The sequence below is a fragment of the Paraburkholderia lycopersici genome (assembly GCF_900096975.1).
In the GTDB taxonomy this organism is placed as follows: domain Bacteria; phylum Pseudomonadota; class Gammaproteobacteria; order Burkholderiales; family Burkholderiaceae; genus Paraburkholderia; species Paraburkholderia lycopersici.
Genome location: NZ_FMYQ01000033.1, coordinates 1 through 18,038 on the forward strand (window position 1 = coordinate 1; position 18,038 = coordinate 18,038).

20 protein-coding genes and 1 tRNA gene are annotated in these 18,038 nt (G+C 59.6%); 4 read left to right on the plus strand and 17 right to left on the minus strand.

What is annotated here, in order from left to right; translation table 11 throughout:
* Positions 1 to 224: 224 nt before the first annotated feature.
* The 5 genes from BLU17_RS33355 to BLU17_RS27270 all read right to left on the minus strand — a co-directional run bounded on the left by BLU17_RS33355 (position 225) and on the right by BLU17_RS27270 (position 4,821).
* Positions 225 to 398 carry a hypothetical protein gene (locus BLU17_RS33355; protein ID WP_176929211.1) on the minus strand — a complete coding sequence of 58 codons (174 nt, stop codon included), beginning with the start codon at positions 396 to 398 and terminating at the stop codon, positions 225 to 227.
* A 331-nt stretch (positions 399 to 729) separates the two neighbouring features.
* Complete coding sequence (locus tag BLU17_RS27255; protein ID WP_245747033.1) at positions 730 to 2,082, minus strand: MATE family efflux transporter; 1,353 nt, start codon at positions 2,080 to 2,082, stop codon at positions 730 to 732.
* Positions 2,079 to 2,387 (minus strand): DUF2288 domain-containing protein, encoded by a 309-nt coding sequence (locus tag BLU17_RS34015; RefSeq protein WP_245747034.1) that lies wholly within the window; start codon positions 2,385 to 2,387, stop codon positions 2,079 to 2,081. Before BLU17_RS34015 ends, BLU17_RS27255 begins: the two co-directional genes overlap by 4 nt.
* A 661-nt stretch (positions 2,388 to 3,048) precedes the next feature.
* On the minus strand, positions 3,049 to 3,759 hold the full coding sequence (locus BLU17_RS27265; protein ID WP_092004130.1) for a peptidoglycan DD-metalloendopeptidase family protein: 711 nt from the start codon (positions 3,757 to 3,759) through the stop codon (positions 3,049 to 3,051).
* 147 nt (positions 3,760 to 3,906) lie between these two features.
* Positions 3,907 to 4,821 (minus strand): aldose epimerase family protein, encoded by a 915-nt coding sequence (locus BLU17_RS27270; protein ID WP_092004133.1) that lies wholly within the window; start codon positions 4,819 to 4,821, stop codon positions 3,907 to 3,909.
* Positions 4,822 to 5,307: 486 nt separating this feature from the next.
* On the opposite strand from BLU17_RS27270, the gene BLU17_RS27275 reads away from it, so the two are divergent.
* Positions 5,308 to 6,138 carry an undecaprenyl-diphosphate phosphatase gene (locus BLU17_RS27275; RefSeq protein ID WP_092004136.1) on the plus strand — a complete coding sequence of 277 codons (831 nt, stop codon included), beginning with the start codon at positions 5,308 to 5,310 and terminating at the stop codon, positions 6,136 to 6,138.
* A 140-nt stretch (positions 6,139 to 6,278) separates the two neighbouring features.
* Positions 6,279 to 6,355, plus strand: a tRNA-Arg gene (locus BLU17_RS27280).
* A gap of 247 nt (positions 6,356 to 6,602) precedes the next feature.
* On the opposite strand, the gene BLU17_RS32715 is transcribed toward BLU17_RS27280, so the two are convergent.
* From BLU17_RS32715 to gspG, 11 genes are all read right to left on the minus strand, one after another.
* On the minus strand, positions 6,603 to 6,971 hold the full coding sequence (locus tag BLU17_RS32715; protein WP_143189357.1) for a hypothetical protein: 369 nt from the start codon (positions 6,969 to 6,971) through the stop codon (positions 6,603 to 6,605).
* Complete coding sequence (locus BLU17_RS27285; RefSeq protein WP_092004139.1) at positions 6,964 to 8,115, minus strand: DUF6402 family protein; 1,152 nt, start codon at positions 8,113 to 8,115, stop codon at positions 6,964 to 6,966. The genes BLU17_RS32715 and BLU17_RS27285 overlap by 8 nt, the downstream gene beginning before the upstream one ends.
* Before the next feature lie 186 nt (positions 8,116 to 8,301).
* Positions 8,302 to 8,895 (minus strand): plasmid pRiA4b ORF-3 family protein, encoded by a 594-nt coding sequence (locus BLU17_RS27290; RefSeq protein ID WP_092004142.1) that lies wholly within the window; start codon positions 8,893 to 8,895, stop codon positions 8,302 to 8,304.
* A gap of 2 nt (positions 8,896 to 8,897) precedes the next feature.
* Entirely contained in the window at positions 8,898 to 10,439 is a 1,542-nt protein-coding gene (gene tnpC / locus BLU17_RS27295) for an IS66 family transposase (protein ID WP_092004308.1), read from the minus strand.
* A gap of 41 nt (positions 10,440 to 10,480) precedes the next feature.
* Positions 10,481 to 10,828: an IS66 family insertion sequence element accessory protein TnpB gene (tnpB, locus tag BLU17_RS27300; RefSeq protein WP_092004145.1), complete on the minus strand. Its 348-nt coding sequence runs from the start codon at positions 10,826 to 10,828 to the stop codon at positions 10,481 to 10,483.
* The gene (gene tnpA, locus BLU17_RS27305) at positions 10,825 to 11,169 is read right to left on the minus strand and encodes an IS66-like element accessory protein TnpA (RefSeq protein WP_245747035.1); all 345 of its coding nucleotides are present in this window, start codon (positions 11,167 to 11,169) and stop codon (positions 10,825 to 10,827) included. Before tnpA ends, tnpB begins: the two co-directional genes overlap by 4 nt.
* A gap of 19 nt (positions 11,170 to 11,188) precedes the next feature.
* Complete coding sequence (locus tag BLU17_RS27310) at positions 11,189 to 12,103, minus strand: hypothetical protein (RefSeq protein ID WP_092004151.1); 915 nt, start codon at positions 12,101 to 12,103, stop codon at positions 11,189 to 11,191.
* Between the two features lie 285 nt (positions 12,104 to 12,388).
* Positions 12,389 to 12,616 carry a hypothetical protein gene (locus BLU17_RS32720; protein WP_143189358.1) on the minus strand — a complete coding sequence of 76 codons (228 nt, stop codon included), beginning with the start codon at positions 12,614 to 12,616 and terminating at the stop codon, positions 12,389 to 12,391.
* Positions 12,616 to 13,218, minus strand: a complete 603-nt coding sequence (locus tag BLU17_RS32725) for a hypothetical protein (RefSeq protein WP_143189359.1) — start codon at positions 13,216 to 13,218, stop codon at positions 12,616 to 12,618. The genes BLU17_RS32720 and BLU17_RS32725 overlap by 1 nt, the downstream gene beginning before the upstream one ends.
* Before the next feature lie 664 nt (positions 13,219 to 13,882).
* Positions 13,883 to 14,269 carry a hypothetical protein gene (locus tag BLU17_RS27325; protein WP_092004160.1) on the minus strand — a complete coding sequence of 129 codons (387 nt, stop codon included), beginning with the start codon at positions 14,267 to 14,269 and terminating at the stop codon, positions 13,883 to 13,885.
* Positions 14,270 to 14,294: 25 nt separating this feature from the next.
* A complete protein-coding gene (gspG, locus tag BLU17_RS34650) occupies positions 14,295 to 15,020 on the minus strand; it encodes a type II secretion system major pseudopilin GspG (RefSeq protein ID WP_425434150.1) in 726 nt (241 codons plus the stop codon).
* 79 nt (positions 15,021 to 15,099) lie between these two features.
* On the opposite strand from gspG, the gene BLU17_RS27335 reads away from it, so the two are divergent.
* The gene (locus BLU17_RS27335; protein WP_092004166.1) at positions 15,100 to 15,474 is read left to right on the plus strand and encodes a helix-turn-helix domain-containing protein; all 375 of its coding nucleotides are present in this window, start codon (positions 15,100 to 15,102) and stop codon (positions 15,472 to 15,474) included.
* Positions 15,475 to 15,579: 105 nt separating this feature from the next.
* Here the strand turns inward: BLU17_RS27335 and BLU17_RS27340 are convergent, their stop codons facing one another.
* Positions 15,580 to 16,599 (minus strand): site-specific integrase, encoded by a 1,020-nt coding sequence (locus tag BLU17_RS27340; protein ID WP_092004169.1) that lies wholly within the window; start codon positions 16,597 to 16,599, stop codon positions 15,580 to 15,582.
* Between the two features lie 306 nt (positions 16,600 to 16,905).
* Between BLU17_RS27340 and BLU17_RS27350 the strand changes: the two genes are divergently transcribed.
* A complete protein-coding gene (locus tag BLU17_RS27350; RefSeq protein WP_092004172.1) occupies positions 16,906 to 18,027 on the plus strand; it encodes an acyltransferase family protein in 1,122 nt (373 codons plus the stop codon).
* Positions 18,028 to 18,038: the final 11 nt, after the last annotated feature.

Sequence of the window (18,038 nt, forward strand, 5' to 3'; positions counted from 1 at the left end):
ATTGCCCGTGTGAAAGTAGGTAATCGTCAGGCTCCTCATGCCGTAACGTCCAGAACCCCGGTCTCTCCGAAAGAGAACCGGGGTTCTGACGTTTGATCGGTGGGAATGACACATCCGACCCGCAGACTGTGCCGGCTACAGCCAAACCACCCCCACGGCTAGCCCGATTAGCCGCGCGGAAATTCAGGCAAGGAGCGCGTAGCCAGGCACCCGCGCCTTCGGCTTCAGTGTCTGCGGCGAACCCGGTCGAGCACATGATGCTCGGCCAGCCAGTGATGCATCATGCCTTCGCCGTTGTGTTCTTTCCGGTACGCGCGCGATTCGAAAATCGATAGCCCGAGCAGCACCAGCAAACCCACAGCCAGACCGATCAGACCCGCAATAGTTTCGGCGTCCATGGCAGCCTCCGTCGATTGCAGCCATGCTCCTATCTTAGGACAGTGTCGCGACAGAAAAAATAGCGGGTTCAACTGCGTGGCGTGGCGATACGTACGAACCCTAACCAGCTCACCAGCTAGAAAGGATTTCCGCAGATGTACCGAGCTTACCTGGCCTTCGCGGCGGCCGTCTTGCTTTCCGCGTGTGCCGACAACGCAACGACCCGCCACCATGGCACTCCACCGCAAGATCCGCCTGACTACCATGGCGTGCCGACCGACAACCGGCCGCCAATGATGATTGACAATCCACCGCCCGCTCAGTGATTGCTTCACATGAGTGCCAGCCGGCCTAACGGAACGAAGCAGAGGCACGTCCCATCGCGCCGCTGATGCGCGGCAGCAGGGGAGAGAGCGTGAGACCGCGCGACGCCATGAACACGAGCAGGGCGATCCACAGGCCGTGGTTGCCGAACGTTCCGATCAGTGCCCATGACGCGCAAAGAAATACGGCCAGCGACACTGCCATCGCGTGCATGAGTTCACGGGTGCGGGTCGCCCCAATGAACACGCCATCCAGCAAGAATCCCCAAACCGAAACGAGCGGCGAAAGCGCAGCCCAGGGCAGGAACGTCCGGGCGGCGGCACGTACCGCTGGCTGGTCGGTCAATTGCCCGATGATCCACGGTCCGCACGCCCAATAGACTGCAGCGAAGCCGAGCGCACCCAGTGCCGACCAGAGCAAATTGACCTTCACCGCCTGACGGAACGCGTCGCGATTTCCCGCACCAATCGCCGCACCGACCAGCGCCTCGGCGGCATGGGCGAATCCGTCGAGGCCGTATGCCATGAACGTTTGAAAGTTGAGGAGCAGAGCGTTGGCGGCAAGAATGGTATCGCCTTGTTTCGCACCCAGATGCGCGAACCATCCGAACGAGCCGAGCAGGCACAGCGTGCGCAGGAAGATATCGCGATTGAGCGCAATAAGCCGCCTGATCGCAGCAGGCTCGAGCACGGCGCGCAACGCGATCGGCGCGAGCCCACGCGGGCGCAGCGTCCACAGTACGCATGCGCCGAAGACGAAGCCGAGCGTATCCGCAGTCGCCGTTGCCGCGCCGATGCCGGCAATGCCCCACTGCAGCCCGTACACATAGGCGAGCACGGCAATGACGTTCGTCAGGTTGATGAAGACCTGCGAGGCGAGGGCAATACGCACGCGTTGGGTGCCGAGCAGATAGCCGAGCACGACGTAATTGGCCAGCGCGAACGGCGCCGAGCCGATGCGTGCCGCGCAGTAGATCCAGGCATTGCCCTGCACCTCGGCGCTCCCTCCAATGGCCGCGAGTGCATAACGGATCAAGGGCGACTGGATCAGCAGGATCGCGCCGCCGATTAACAATGCGAGCAGCAGCGCACGCACGACGTTTGCGCGCAATGCGGCGAAATCGCGGGCGCCATAGGACTGCGCCACGAGGCCCGTTGTTCCCATGCGCAGGAAACCAAAACCCCAGAATACGAAGTTGAAAAAGAGTCCGCCCAGCGCGACGCCGCCCAGGTCGGCGGCACTGCCGAGGTGGCCGGCAACGGCGGTGTCGACGGCGCCGAGTATGGGCTGCGTGAGATTGGCAAGGACGATGGGAAACGCTAGCGTCAGCACGCGCCGATGCCAGCCGCGCTGATCGGGCAGGGCCTCGGCGCTGCTCAAGCGCGTTCCTGCACGCACACCCACGGCGAGACGACAACCGCCCACAGCTCTGGCTTGCGCGCCGCGTAATCGGCGGCGGTTTCCGCCGGCATGCGTTCGACGAGGCCCGACGACAACCATTGGGTAACGACGACGCTGTTGTCGTTGGCGATAGCCTCGGCCACGCTAACGAGGTCCAGGTCGCGCGCCACGCTCAGCAGCTTGCCTTGCGCGAAGAAACGTTCGAGATCCTGCCAGTCGATTTTGGCGGTTTCGCCGAGCAGCTTGGCGTACAGTTGGCTGGGATTGGCGTCTTCCATGGTCATGATCGTGGAGAGGTCGTTGCGGCCGATACTATAAACGATAGTCACGCCTCGTGATGCTCGGTCGGGAGACGAGCGCATCACAGATGCATTAATCAGATTAATAGTCGGTTGCTGGGCGTGATTCGATAAAATACAGACAATTGGACAGCTTAAATCAGGTAAACATCTGATCTAAGTGAGAGACGAATTAGTGTTTCAAATCTGGACATTCCGTCGGGATAAATGCGCTGTTGCGTGCGTTCGCCCACTAAAGCCGCCGGTTTGGAAAATGCGGACGCGTTGCGCCTTAAACAGGCTGATTCGACGCTGCAAGACGGATCATGCAAACAATCCTGCTTGGTCTGCAAGTCCCGGCCAGCAAGCACTTTCGCGGCTTCGCGGCTTGTCGGAGCGTGCCATTGCGAAGCGCGTTTTCGCGCGCGGCTCAAGTTGATTCGGCGTCCTGATTCGTCATCGAAAAGTGATGCGGTACATAATCCGTGCGCCGTAGCACATATTCGGTCTAATTAAGTGATTGCACAGCAGGAAGCCGATTGATAGATTGCGATTCGGCGCATGGTAAACCGGTCCTTTGCCGATATGCGCCAAACCCCCGTTAGCCCGGCACCATGCCGGGCTTTTTTTCGACCATCGATTGTGCTGGGGGCTGTCGCCTCTTCGGTTAGCGCGCGGGCAATTCGCGCGTCGGGTCGATCGAGCGCCCTTGATAACGGAGCTCGAAGTGCAGCATCACCCGGTCGTTGTCGCTGCTGCCCATTTCCGCGATTTTCTGGCCCTGAGCGACGCTCTGGCCTTCCTTCACGAACAAGGCCTGATTATGCGCATAGGCTGTCAGGTAGTCGCCGCTGTGCTTGATGATCAGCAGATTGCCGTAGCCGCGCAAACCGTTGCCCGCGTAGACCACCGTGCCCGGCGCCGCGGCGACGACCGGCGTGCCCGCCGCGCTGGCGATGTCGATGCCCTTCGAGTCGCGGCCGTCGAAATTGCGGACGACCTGGCCGCTGGTCGGCCAGACGAGCGAAATCGACGGAGCGGCAGCCGACGCCGCGCCAGGCGACGCGTTGGCTGCGTCGGCCGTCTCGCGCGGGGCGCTCGCAGCCGGCGGGCGCGGCGCAACGCTGGTGCGCGCGGTCGCCGCGCCGGCCGGCGGTTCCACGCGCAGGACCTGGCCCACTTCGATGGCGTCCGGGTTCGACAGATTGTTCCAGCGCACGATGTTCTGCACGGACTGGCGATTGCTGCGCGCGATCTTGTAAACCGTATCGCCGCGTTCGACACGGTAATAGCCGGGGCTGACCGGCGCCGATCCGCAGGCGGCGAGCAACGCGACGAGCGCTGCGCACGCGATCCGTCTGATTCCTGATGCCAACATTGAACCTCGCATGACGCTGCCTTGCGACGGAACCACGACCGCCGCACCGGCAAAACGCCCGATTTTAGCGGGTTTGGCAGCGCAACTGGGGTTTCACCTGACGAATGTCTGACAAAGGCGGCTGTCGAAGGCGCTCAGATGAATCGATCAGTCTGCGGACGTCTCGACGCCAATGCGCAGCGCCGTCGTCTCCGCATGGCCCGGTGCGAGCCAGTGCAGACCGAGTCCGTTGTGAATCGCGTCGGGCAGCCCAAGCCACGGCTCGACGCAGTAGAAGTCCGAGCCGGCGGCTTCCGTCCACGTCGTCACCGCGTACCAGGGAAGCGAGCCGGGCCGGTTCAGATCGATCGTCACGCGTCTGCCGAGTCCCGCCGTCACGAGGCGTACGGGCGTGGCGGGTGGCGTCGGTTCGAGCAGATGGAAGCGGTCGATGATGCTTGCGTCGTCGAGCCGGTATTGCGCCGCGCCGGGCTCGGCCGTACTGATCGAACCGTCCGCGAGCTGGTAGCGGCGCTGCGTGGGCGGCAGTTCGAGCGTGGTTTGCGCACGCAGGGTATGCGGCAACGCGAAATAGAAGTGATGGCCCGCGTACCAGGGGAGCGGCTCAGGGCCGGTATTGGTCGCCGTCAACGTCACGTCGAGCGTGTGTGCGTCGGCCAGCCTGTAGGCCGCTTCGAAACGGAAGGCGAACGGGTAGCCGGTGCGCGTGGCGTCGGAATCGACCAGCGTCATGCGTATGCCGTGACCGTCGTCGTCGGTTTGCGCGGCGAAAGGCAGGTCGCGCGCGAAGCCGTGCATCGGCAAATCACGGACGACGCCCTCGCCGTCGCGCCACCGGCCAATCTGGCCATCGACGCGATGACGGCCGAGGAAGGGGAACAGCAGCGGATTACCGCCGCGCACGCGCGCCGGCTCGGCCCAGTTCGCATCGTCGGGCCACGCGATGACGGGCTGGCCGTCCACGTGCCAGGAAAGCAACCGCCCGCCGGCCCACGGTGCGAAACGCAGCGTGGACGCGCCGCGGGACAAGGTGAGGATGTCGTGTTGCGTGTGAGCGTTCATCGGTGGGCCCTGGAATAGTGGACGGGGACGCAGCGCGCCGGGAAGGCGGATTTTGCGCCGCTTTCGCATGCGTGAAAACCCTCGTCGGGAAAGCCTGGGTTTTGTCGGGGAACGGGAGTCGGGATAATCCGCATGATCGTGCGCTAGCGCACAGAGAATTTTGGCAGGAGACCCCCATGGATCTTGCAATGGCAATGAGCATGGCGCTGTTCAGCCTCTTTGTCGGCAGCAGCGCGTACTTTTTCTACAAGATGGCGCGCTGAAGCGGCCGCGATCCGCCCCCTCCTCATCGTTATTGCGCGAATCGCACGCGCTCCCGACAGAATCCCTGCGTTCGCAGCCAGTTTTGTTGCGATGCGGTAACTTTTCCGACAAATAAGTCTGGAAGCTTGGCGCTGCAATTCAGCCCAGGCATAATCGGTGCGCTTTGCCGCACCGACTCCGCGACGGTCCGGCCCCTTACACCACCATTACGAGGATCCGCGCGTGAGTCTCTGGTTTCTATTCTTCCTGAGCGTGTTGCAAGGCGTCACCGAACTGTTTCCCGTGAGCAGTCTCGGCCATACGCTGCTGGTGCCGGCGCTTTTCGGCATGCACATCGACAAACATGCGCCGCAACTGCTGCCGTTCCTCGTCGCACTGCATCTGGGCACGGCTGTCGCGCTGCTCTGGTATTTCCGTCAGCGCTGGGTCGAGCTGATCGGCGGCTTCTTCGGCTCGCTGTCCGGGCGCAAGAACGATGATGGCCACATGATGTGGGCGCTCATTATCGGGACGATTCCGGCTGGCCTCGTGGGGCTCGTGCTCGAAAAGCACATCGAGGCGATCTTTCACGATCTGCGCATCGTCGCCGCGGCGTTGATGGTCAACGGCGTGCTGCTCTGGTTCGGCGATCGTCTGCAACGCACGCGCGCGCATCGACCGCCAGAGAAGCTCACGTTCCGCCAGGCGTTCTTCGTCGGCCTCGCGCAGATCGGTGCGCTCGTTCCCGGCTTCTCGCGCAGCGGTCTCACGATGATCGCCGGCAACGCGGCAGGCCTCACGGCGGAAAAGGCGGCGGAGTTTTCGTTCCTGCTCGGTACGCCGATTATCTTCGCGGCGGGCGTGCTCGAGTTGCCCAAACTCTTCCATGCGCGAGATCAACTGATGACCGCGCTGGTGGGCGGCGTGCTCACGGGCATCGCAGCGTGGCTCAGCGTGAAGTTCCTGATGCGCTATTTCGAAGGGCGCGGGCGCCTCGCGTCCTTCGGCGCGTACTGCCTGATCGCGGGCGCGGTGTTCCTGGGCTGGTTCGCCCTGCACCAGCAGCCGGTCTGATCCGGGGCGAACGCGCTGGGGCGGGGGGGGGGGGCGCTAAAAGTGGCGGGTGAAAGGTGCAAGGCGCGACCGCGAGAGACGATCGCGGTATAATCCAGCCCCGCCTTCGCAGGCCCGCATGCGGCTTCGCGCATGCCTACGCGACAGTAGCTCAGCTGGATAGAGCATCGGCCTTCTAAGCCGAGGGTCGGGGGTTCGAGCCCCTCCTGTCGCGCCAATAAAATCAAAGGGTTACGGCGTTTTCGCGTGTAACCCTTTTGTCTTTTCTGGCTTCGTGTAACCACCATGTAACCCGCAGGCGTCAATACGGGCGTTCGCGACAATCCATCACATGGCGCGAGTACACATCACCCGCTAGCTGTCACAGCACCGCCCGATGATGGAAACGTGGGCGCGGCATGTCGGGCGTTGTAGGCATTGGAACAGGGATCAATGAAAAGCCGCGCACAGGGCGCGGCAAGCAATCACGGTAGGTGCGCCATCAACCGGTCATACAGAGTTGGTGGTAGGTGGATAAAAGCGTCTTCATCGCCCCCTCTTGAGAACAGTACTTCATCCTTATCCCACCATTGATCTGGCACTTCCGGTGCAGGCGTATTAAATCGCCTTCTCACCAACAATTCCCCCGTCTTTGAATCGTACACTCGGCCAAGATATAGTGGGTTCACCAAATGATTCCAGGAAATCACACATCGTTCGGCAATATAGCGACCATCCGGCGATGTGGCTCGTACACATTCGCTTGCTTCTGAGTCTGGTTTATAAAGCAGCCACGCAAAGCTAACGACAGGTGCCGCTATGATTGTGCAAATAATCAGTGCTTTCTTAATCATCGAGATACACCCGGATCGGCGGATCGCACGGAACAAACCTGTAATCCGAGTAAACATAGAAGTCCCCGCCCCGTTGGTGTTTCAGTGCCCATTTCCTGAAGTCACTGTCATGAACCGGGTAGTACACGCTCCCATTCGGGGTGCGGACGGGATAAGACGTGTAAAGTGAAGACACACCAAGCGCTGCTGCCGCGCCATTGTAGGGAACAACAATTACGCCATCCTTGCTCCAGTGTCCAAGGTACTGTGACGGCTTGCCTGGTTCGTCTGTAAAATCAAAGCTGTCTTTGATATATACGTAAACGCCGCTAACCTCCATGATGCCGCCACTGATCGAATGGGCGTAGCCAATGGCGGCATAAATATTAAACGAACCTAACGCACCGTTAAGGTCCGTTGGTACGCCGTTATTTTTATAAGCCGAGACATATTCGCTTGCCTTTTGAAAAAAAGTACTCCCGACGCCAACAAGTTGAAACTGGAAATGACGATGAAGGCTAGACAGTTTTCCGCCGCACGCTTCCCAAGTATTGATGTTTGCATGCGCGCGATACTTCTTTAACATCTTCCTCAATGTATCTCTTGCGGCAGGATTGCGGATTTTCTCATTAATCAGATAATCATATCCCAGCCTCGCCTCTTCATATTTCAATACCCAATCAAGTTTGACAGTTGTCGTATCGTACATACTCGGCGGATACGGCTCACCCTTCTGGTTAATCTCTGCTGCAACATCCTTCTCCGTTGGGCCATAGTTCAGTTCACCCGCGAACCACCGTTCCATGAGCTTCGCCGCGTGCGGCTGAAATTCCTTGCGCATCGCGCCGGGTATTTGCTGGATATCGAACAGCGGCACGGCCATATAGTCCTTCTTCGCAGGCGGCGCTTTAGGCGGATCAGGGGTGTCGAGCCACTTCTTGAAGCGTGAAAAGGTATCCGCGACCTTAATAATGTCGCTCGCCATTTTGGCCGCCGGGTCAGGCTTGGGCGCAGGCGGGGCCTTCGGCTCGGGCATCCTCGGCAAGGCAGGCGGGGCCTTGTCCATTGACAGACTCGCCTCGTGCACAATCCGCGCGCCTTCCTTCTTGCTCCAGCGCCACAACAGCTTGTTGATCTCGTAATAAGAGAGTTCACTACCCGCCATAACGTGCCCATCCAAATTGAGGTTGAATCCCCGCCAAGGTGCGGAAGCACAGATTCACCGCGTACCCTGGCATCCCGGTTTCTGCGCTCCAACGGAACGCACGAACCCAAACTCAATCATTCACAAGGCAGCGAACGCCCGATATCAGACAAATACGTAAGCGACATTTGGCGGCCGTCTTGACGATCAGAATTTGATCTCGAAGAGGCGTTCGTTGACGTCCGGAAGGTCAAAGGCAGAGGGATCGAAACTGCCGCCACACCAGTCGAGCAACCGCTGGTGTTCTTCGTGGCCGGGATCGATGATCGCGTCGAGGAATTCGATGTAGCCTGGTACACCGCCAACATCTTCCGGCGGACAGGCATTGCGGCCGCCCAGGCAGATGGGCGAGCGCAACTCAGGATCAGGCGGCAGGACCTTCTCGACCTTCACACGGTGCTGCCAGTTGTCACCGTAATCGTAGATGTAGGTGAATGACTTCAGCGCACCGAGCGCACGGCCCAGGCTCACCCGCGCTTCGTTGAGCATCGGCGGGTCACTCGGGAAGTCCGGATCGGGCATCCCGTAGTTGTCGTCGCCGAACACGAATTCGTGCAGGTGACCACCATCCCAGCCCATCGCCCACAGCAGTACGACGTGCAGCTTGGGCAGCTTGATCGAGGCGGGGACCAGCACCCGCCTCCAGACCGCCGGCTTCAGATACTTCAGCTCGATGTGAAGCTGATAGACCGGTACCGGCGAATTGACCGCGCGTAACGCGGGTTTGCGAGTTGATGCCATCGTCACGCAGCCTGCTGGAGCGGTTGCTCCACCGGCATCAAATGCCACGGCAGCAACTCGTCAATCCGGTTGATGGGATGATCGGCGATCCGCTCGAACACCGTACGCAGATACACATACGGTTCGATGCCATTCAGGCGTGCCGTGCCGATCAGGCTGTAGATGACCGCCGCACTCTGTCCACCGCCGTCAGAGCCGGCGAACAGATAGTTGCGCCTGCCGAGAACCAGCGGCCTGATCGATCGTTCCGCGGTGTTGTTATCTATCTCGATGCGGCCGTCTTCACAGTAGCGCACCAGCGCAGGCCAGTTCCCCAGCGCATACCGGATCGCCTTGCCAAGACCCGACTTCACCGAAACCTGCGCGAGCGTATGTTCGAGCCAGTCCTTCAGTGCGCCTGCGACCGGCAATGCCCGCGCCAAGCGCACTGACTGCCTGACCTCCGGCTTGCGGTCGCGCACCTCGCGCTCGACGGCATACAGCGCCGCGATGCGGCTGAGTGCCTCCTGCGCCACCGGCGAACGCTCCAGTTCGTACAGGTCGTGGAACTTGCGCCGCACATGCGCCCAGCACGCTGCCTCGATGATCGTGCCATCGCGGTACAGCGCGTCGTAGCCACTGTAGGCATCCGCCTGCAGGATGCCTGACCATCCCTGCAGATGCATACGGGGTCGCTCTCCCTTGCGGTCGGGCGAGTACTGGTACCAGACCGCCGGGGGTGCCCGGCTGCCCGCCGGCCGGTCATCGCGTACATACGTCCACAACCGTGCCGTACGTGTCTTGCCGCGTCCGGGTTCCAGCACCGGGACGGGAGTGTCATCGGTATGGATTTTTTGCGCCTCGCGCACATATCGGCCAACGGCATCCGCCAGCGGCTGCAGCAGTGCGGCGGACTCCCGAACCCACGAGGCCAACGTGGCACGGTCGAGTTCGATGCCGGCACGTCGATAGATTCCTGCCTGCCGGTACAGCGGCGTATGGTCGGCGTACTTGGCGACTACCACCTGCGCCAGCAGGCCGGCTGCAGCCATGCCGCGTGCGATCGGGCGCGACGGCGCCGCTTCCTGGACGACCTTCGCACAACGGCTGCAGCTCAGCCGGGGACGCACGTGGCGGATCACCCGGAAGTACCCCGGCACGTAGTCCAGCATCTCGGAGGCGTCTTCACCCAGCTTGCGCAGCCGGGCGCCGCATTCGGGGCAGTCGCAATGCTGCGGCTTGTGTTCAACTGTATCGCGCGGCAGGTGCGCAGGGAATTCGCGCGAGCGGCGGCGTAGGGGGACCACCGGCGCTGTCGTGTCTACGGGTTCATCCGACACTGGTTCTGGCGCTGGTGCCGGCACGGCATCCTGTTGCGGCAGTGACCCGTCACAGAGTGCGAGCTGCAGTTGTCCCGTCAGTGCTGCCATGCGCTCCGACGAGCGTCCGTACTGCCAGCGCTTCAGACGCGAGATCTCCGCGAGCAGGCGCGCGATGGTTTCTTCGCGCGCGACAAGCATGCGCTTGAGCGTGTCGATATCGTCGGGGAGTCGGCTGACTGGCATATCCAGAAGTTTACCAGGCACGCGCAGGAGCGGGGGCAACTTTACGCGGCGCATGTGGGCTTCCACGTCCATTCGGGGCGTCGCCAGTCGATACCTTCGAGCAGCATCGATAGTTGTGCTGCCGACAGGTGGATGCATCCCGCGTCGGCCTGCGGCCAGATGAAACGGCCTCGCTCCAGGCGCTTGACGTACAGGTTCATTCCATCGCCACTCCACCACAGCAGCTTGACCAGATCGCCCCGGCGACCACGGAAGGCGAACACGTGGCCCGAGAACGGGTCTTGCTCGAGCGTCACCTGCGCCAGTGCAGCCAGACCACCCATGCCACGTCGCATGTCGGTGACGCCTGCGGCGAGCCAGATGCGGGTGCTGGTCGGTAGCGCGATCATGCCGGCCTCAGGCAATGCAGCACCAGTCGCAGCTGGGCCGGGTCGACCTTCCCGCTTACTCGCACGCGTGCGCCATTGAGCTCGATCTCGATACCTGACGTCGCGGCTTCCTGTGCGCGCAATGGCAATTGCACTGTCGGCCCCGGTAGCGGCGAAACCGCCATCGAACCATCCGGCGACATCGCTACCGGAACGAACACTGCCGTCTCGTTCGCGCTCACCGTCTTGTTGCCCAGCAAACCGGCACGGTACTGCCTGCGCCACTTGAACACCATGTTCGGATTCAGGCCGTGCGACTGCGCGAGCTTCGCCACCGAGATGCCCGGCTCGCTCGCCGCCATCGCAACTTCAAGCCGGAATTCAGGCGCGTAATTTGGCCGCCCCTTGCGGCTTCCGGCACAGTCGATCTCTGTCATCAAAGTGGTCCCCACTACTCGAAGTGATGGACATCACTTTGGACACTCTCAACGTCGACGTCGATACGGCCTTCAAATGACGCTTACCAAGCCAGGACACGGCGACATATTCGTCCAGTAACTTGTGAGCGGCGGTAGCGGTCTTCTCGCCTTCGCAGATCAACACGTCAATGTCAGGGTCGCGCGACAGCCTACTCAGGCCAAACAAGGGCCGAGTAGCACCCGTGATCCCCTTGTAGCGCCATTCCCGGGTGCCGTCCGCATTCTCACAGTACGTCATCGGCATGGCTTTCTTGTCCGCCGAACGCACGACATGAAGCATGTCACGGCCCTCCACATCCCTATACGTGTAGACCTTCGAACCAGCAGGTAGGAATTCGTCCACAGCAGGAGCGTCATCGGGCACCGGGACAATGGGCGTCCATTCCGGCACCGCCTCGGCATATACTTTGGGCGGCTGCTGAAGCAAGGTAAGCGCGCCATTCCTTACCTGTTCACAAAGATCGCGGTGGGCTTCTGCGCATTCGATACCCTGAATGTGCGCGTATAGGCTCACCATACCCTTGCCACCGCCCGATCCATCGAAGTCGTGCCATAGGCCGGACTGGAGGTTGACCGACATTGAACGATTCGATGCCGGGTGAAACTCCCCGGACACGGTTTCGCCCGCGCCGTACCACGCTGCCATACATTCCTGAATGTCGAGCGTAGAAAGATCCGCAAAGGGTTCTCCGTCTTTTACGTCATCGAATGACTGGGTGCGACTTGCGTGGCGGCGGGCCAAGGCACCGGGGGGCTGCTCAGTTTCAGGGGCCGCATTCTCGGCCTGCTCTGCTTGCAGCTTCTTGTGTGCTTCCATTAATGGGCTGCTCATAAAACTTCACCATAGATTCGAATGTGGTGACGGCTATCCGCGACGCAATGGATACGCAGAAGGTTGACCCCTCACCTTGTCGCCGCCATAAAATATCCGCACGGGGTCGTGCAGCGTGTCTTCACACAGGTCATTAGCCATTTGCGGCTCTCACTAATGAAATTAATGAAATCTTGATGGTTGGCGGCACCAAGCATCGGTTAAGCGCAGAAGTGGTTTGGAATCAATTGCTCGGATGGTATGGATTTTTGTAGCAGTTTATTGCGCGCCTCAAGGTTTGATTTTCTCGAATGGTTTCAATACGCCAAGGTCACGCGCCCAACCTTCAAGATTAGCGTGCTGCTCGATGGCATTGTATTGGTTCACGACGTAGTAGCGCCCAAGGTTGCCGAACCACGGCGAGGATTCGCGACAAACTTTCATACGCGAACCCTCGCGCGCAAGCACACGATTAACGCGCTGGAGTGCCGCACGCTCGGTGACGAGTATCTTCTCCATTACGCGGCCTCCCCATAAAGATCACCAAAAGTCGGCTGATAGTACGCACGCGCGTTGTGTTTGCGCTCATATGCCTCATCCTTCAGGCGGTGTTCGCTTAACCCAGTAGTGGAGTTGTGCTGGTATTCCGTCCACACCCTGACTACATACCGCGAAAACTTCCGGGTAACCATTTCGCTATACTGGGCCCTCGCTGAAACCGCTACAAGGTCGTTGACCAAAACGTATAGGAGACAGTGAAGATTCCAAAGCTCCACCGATGCATGCCTGGCATCATACGCGGTGCCATTGGAACGAAGCGCTCTACGAGGGGCCGCGCCGTACCGAAGCACGCGAGCACACGCTTTACGAATGTCGCGTGCCAGAAGATAGATTCTCAGATGGTCGGCACACCTTCCGGAATCAATGTATCTATCCGAAGTCATACGTTCAGAATAATCCGGGTGCCACGGGGCGATCTTAGTAATGAGCGCGGGCGTACGAAAACGATCAAGGCGTTTGGCGTGATACGGGCCAAATGCAAACAAGGCATCAGCGAACAGATTTACTGCACTGATTTCCGCGCGAATCTCATCATTCGACAAAATAGCGTTCTTTTCCATAATCTCTGGGTGATCCTTGAGTTAGTGAGTTAATGAATGCCTGAGTACGGGACGCAGTATATCGGCGCGAAAATGGCGCGCAACAACTCTTTAGTCTGAGAAAATGTACCTGCTAACTAAATCAACGACTTAATGTTTTTTACAGACCCTCGTCAATATGGTTAAACTGAAAAATTCGCTAAAATTGTTGTCAATTTCCAACGGCTCGCATTGCAAGAATTTTTAACTGCCATCCGAAAGTCAGTGGTAAAGAGTGTCGGTCGAGGTCGCTAGAAGGAGCGCCAGAAGGTCTACAATTTCCGCTTCGCATTTGAAATCCCCCGTGCGCCCAGCGATTTCAAGCATGCCGCTCAATCGCCGAACTGCGGAACGGAACATTTCCGGGCTGCACTCACCCCATACCATTCGGTCCTGAAGGTTGAGCATGACGGGTCTAGCGCGCCTGCGTTGTGCGAATACGATCGCGGGGGAAAGGCATTCAGTCGCGGCGGGAATTGGTTCTCAGATGGGGGATTCAGGCGGCGGCGGACTGGGAATCGAAGATGGTGGAACATTCTATGGAGCTAATGTAACGCACGCCAACGTGCCTATTTGGAGCGGTGCTGCGCCTTGCGGCGCGGGTTCAACACGAACGCGCGCCGCACACGAGTCGCGCAACAGCTAGCTATTGCATGCTGGCCAGGGCGTTTTGGCAGTTGGTGGCGTCCCCGTGGTTCATTAGAACAGGGGTGATCATGCCGCCGAAGTCGCCAACGATTTTCGCTTTTACGTCGTGATCGGCGCAGTGCTGGGCTACGGCGAGTGCCCCTTTGTCCCTGACCGCTTGCCGAAGGCCCGCTCTCAGGTGCGTAATGTTCGCCTGCATGCTTTCGCGCAGTTTGGCCGCGCCTGCCGGGTCGTTGAAATCGCCCCAACGGGCGAGGTCGGCGGTGCAAGCTTCCATCGTGCGCGCAAGCTGTTCACAAGCGGGCGGGATTTCCTGCCCATTGGCGGCACCGCAAAGCGCGGATGCAAGGCAGAAAGCGACGACGGCGCGGATCGTATTCTTCATTTTTGAATGCACGTTGTTCCTCGCTTCATTGGCCGGACGTTTCGAAGGAACCTTTCTCGACGTACGTCTTTTCAAGCGCTCGTACGTCGTCTTGCCACGAACCCATGATGAGGGGGTGGTAGCTGTCGGAGCCAGGCCCGAAGCTGTACACGTCGAGGTCGTAGCCGTGATTGCCCGGATTCGTAAGCTGGTAGGGTCGGCCCCACGGGTCTTTGGGAAGGTCCGTCAAGTAGCCGTTTTCCTTCCAGTTGGTGGGAATCGGCTCGGTGGTCGGCTTCTCGATGAGTGCTTGTAGGCCCTGCGCTTGGGTCGGATACGCGCCGTTGTCGAGCTTGTAAAGCTTCAACGCGGTCGAGATGACGGCAATGTCTTGCGCCGCCGCGAGCCGCTTGATTTGATACGTCCGATCCTCTTCGGTGGCAGCGCCAAGGTGTGATGCGATGGAGTTCACGCAATTCGGATCGGTGCGCAGTTCGCCGGGGTTGGCGCTACAGGCCGCCAGCGCCTTTTGTCGTAGCCCGATATCCTGGCTGAATTCGTCAACGGTAAAGACGCGATCCAGGTCGGCGACTTTGGTTGCGGGTTTGCAGGCTGTGAGCGCCACGGCAAGTGGCAGTAACGCGAGTACGCCGAGCGTATTTTTCGTTCTTCGTTGCATGTTGTTCCCCGTTTTGCTTGGCGCTCGAATCGAACAAAGCTGCGCCGATTGATGTTTTGTGGTTTTCTCGACATATTGTGTCGAGAGCAACATTTTAAGATGTTATCTCGTGCGGGGTGGTCGAGTCACTATCGGTGTCGAAATTTTGTGGTTCTCGACACGGAGTGTTGGTATGAAAGCATCCGCGACCCAGGAAGGGGCGTTCGCAAAGCGGATAGGTCAGGCGTTAGCCCGTGCGCGCCTCGATGCAGATCTGACGCAGGAACAGGCAGCGGAAGCGCTGGGGGTGAACACGGAAACGATCAGCCGGTTTGAGCGCGGTCATACTGCGCCGCCTCTGTTTCGTCTGTTTGAGCTTGCCGACGTCTACGGTGTGCCGCCCGAGACATTGATTGCGGGTGGCGAAGGGCGTTCGCTCGATCCGGCCCGTGACGTTACTGCCCTGATGGGAAATCTGTCGCACGGAGATCGGGAGTTTGTTCGCGAATGGGTTGCGGCGATGTGCGAGCGTCTTGCAAAAGCCAGGCCGGGAACGACTAAACGATAGTGCCCCGCAAACAACGCGGTGATGAATGCGGGTCGGCTGGTAGCCCAACGCACGGTTGGGTCAACTTCTACGGCACAGGGCGGCGGCATGGGGAGCATCTATCGCCTATCCGAGCTTCTTTGCCAAATCCTCGGCGCGCAGATGCGTGTATCGCTGGAGCATCGAGAGCGTCTTGTGTCCGGTGATGCTTGCGACTTCGATCACGTTCAATCCGCGCTCGAAAAATGTGCTCGTTGCTTCGTGCCGCAAATCATGCAGCCGGATATCGATGAGCCAGCGAGCATCAATGGGTCGATCCCACACCCGGCACGTCGATTCGTACACCTTTCGTGCCCGTCGCACAGCGCGACAGAACGCCCGCGAGGCTGCGCTGTCAGTCATGGCGAATGGTTCCGTACACCCGGCGGCCTTGCGGGCCTGAAGGACGGCTAGCGCAGCCGTGGACAGTGGCACGTCACGAGGCGTGTCGGTTTTTGTTACGGGCAGGTGGGCCGTACGTCGGGCAAGGTCTATATGTTCCCATTGGAGCGCCACGATTTCACCACGCCGCATTCCAGTGGCGACAGAGAACAGTACGAGATCGCGCAGTAGCGGGGATTCGGTGGCGTCGATGATCGCCCGTACCTCGGCGGGTTGAACGCGACGGTCGCGGCCTTCGGGCTTGCGTGGCTTGATAACCTTGGGCACCCCACCGGGCAGAACGATGCCCCATTCCTTCGTCGCGAGTGTAAACACCCGATTTAGCAGGTTCAACTCGTGGATCACGGTCTGCGGCGAGATGGACTTCAGCCGCCTGTCCCGGTACTCGACCAACACAGGCGAGGTCAGGGCGGTCAGCTTGTACGGACCTAGCGCGGCGCGCACTGTCCGTGCTCGCCCCTTGTCGCTGGCGTGGCTGCGCTTGGCAGGCGACACGTCTCGCATGTAGCGGTCGAGAAGGTCCGCGATGGTCGTGCTCTCAGCTTCGTTCCGGTTGACGAACACGCCGCCGTCCATTTCTGCCTCGACTGAGCGCCCCCATGCCGCAGCGTCAGTGCGAGTCGAGAACTTCTTGGACTGGTGCGGAAATCCCTTCCTGCGGACCTGACAGAGCCATCCGTCGGTGCGCTTGGTAATCGTTGCCATACGGCCTCCAAAGAGACCGCCGAGTGTGACTGACGTGTGACTGACGTGTGACTGAAGCAGCCTTAGCTGGATAGAGCCCGCGCCCAGCAAGGCGCGGCCGCCGAAGCGGATCGGCCTTCTAAGCCGAGGGTCGGGGGTTCGAGCCCCTCCTGTCGCGCCAATAGATTCAAGCACTTGGCCCGGTTTCTTATGACCGGGCTTTTTGCTTTTTGGATGCTGCTGCAAGGGCAAGTGCGCTGCCCGTTTTGAGGGGCCGAGTGCGAGCGGGAGTAAAATTCCCCGTCCAACGGAATCGACATTTTCATCATGCGGACCATCCCGGGCCAAAAAAACCAGGACATCCAATGCCTTCGCGCCATCGCGATTATCGTGGTGATGGCGCAGCATTTTCGTGGTCGACTCCCGAGCCCACGCGCATACCTCGAAGCCTTCCACTATGTGCAATTCTGGACAGGAGTGGATATATTTTTCGCAATCTCCGGCTTCCTGGTATGCAAAACCTTCCTCGCCGGGCTTGAAGGTGCTGGAAGCCGGCAGGAAGCATTCATTGACTTCTGGATTCGCAGAGCTATACGTCTGCTTCCTGCCCTCTACTTCTGGCTTGCAGTATCGGTAGCGGTTTCCGGTTTGCTTTCGACCATCGCGTACCATGAGCTAGGCAAGGTGCTCGTTAGCGCACTTTCGGCCGTACTAGCCGTTTCAAACCTATATTGGGCTCATTGCGTACAGACGGACATCCAATCCTGCGGCAACGCCGACTTCAATGGCGTAACGTGGTCGCTTTCCCTGGAGTGGCAACTTTATGCAATATTGGCCTGCACCTTGTTTATTGGTGGCCGACGAGCAGCGTTATTCATTCTCCTGATTCTCTCGGCGTTGCTTTCTTTCTACCCACTGGAAATCTTTTCGTATCCCTGGGCATTTCGGCCGCTCGCATTCACGCTCGGAGTCATTGTTTATCTAGCCATAGAACGCGTGCCATCATTAGCAGAGACGATCAGTTATGGAACATGCCGATTCCTGCTTTTAGTCGGCCTGGCGCTTTGCCTCGCGGGCCCAGTTTTCGTACCCATCCGCGCCGGCCTCCTTGTCATCGGACTAGGCGCCGTGCTTTGCCTGATTTCCTCCCTAAAGGGAAATTCATATTCGGTTAGTCCATTTGCGCGCCCGCTCATATGGGTAGGAGAGCGATCTTACTCAATCTATCTTTGTCATTTGCTTTGCATTCTGATCACACATCAGTTGATAGAGACATACGGGTATCTCTCAATAACCGCGGGTCACGTGGTGCTCTCGATAGCCATATTCATCGCTATGACGCTTGTGCTTTCTGATCTTTCTTACCGGCTGATTGAGCAGAGACTCGGCATCTTGTTCCACAGGAACTACGCGAAATCGACACGAAGGCGCCGCCCACAGTTGCAATAAGGCAATTGCCT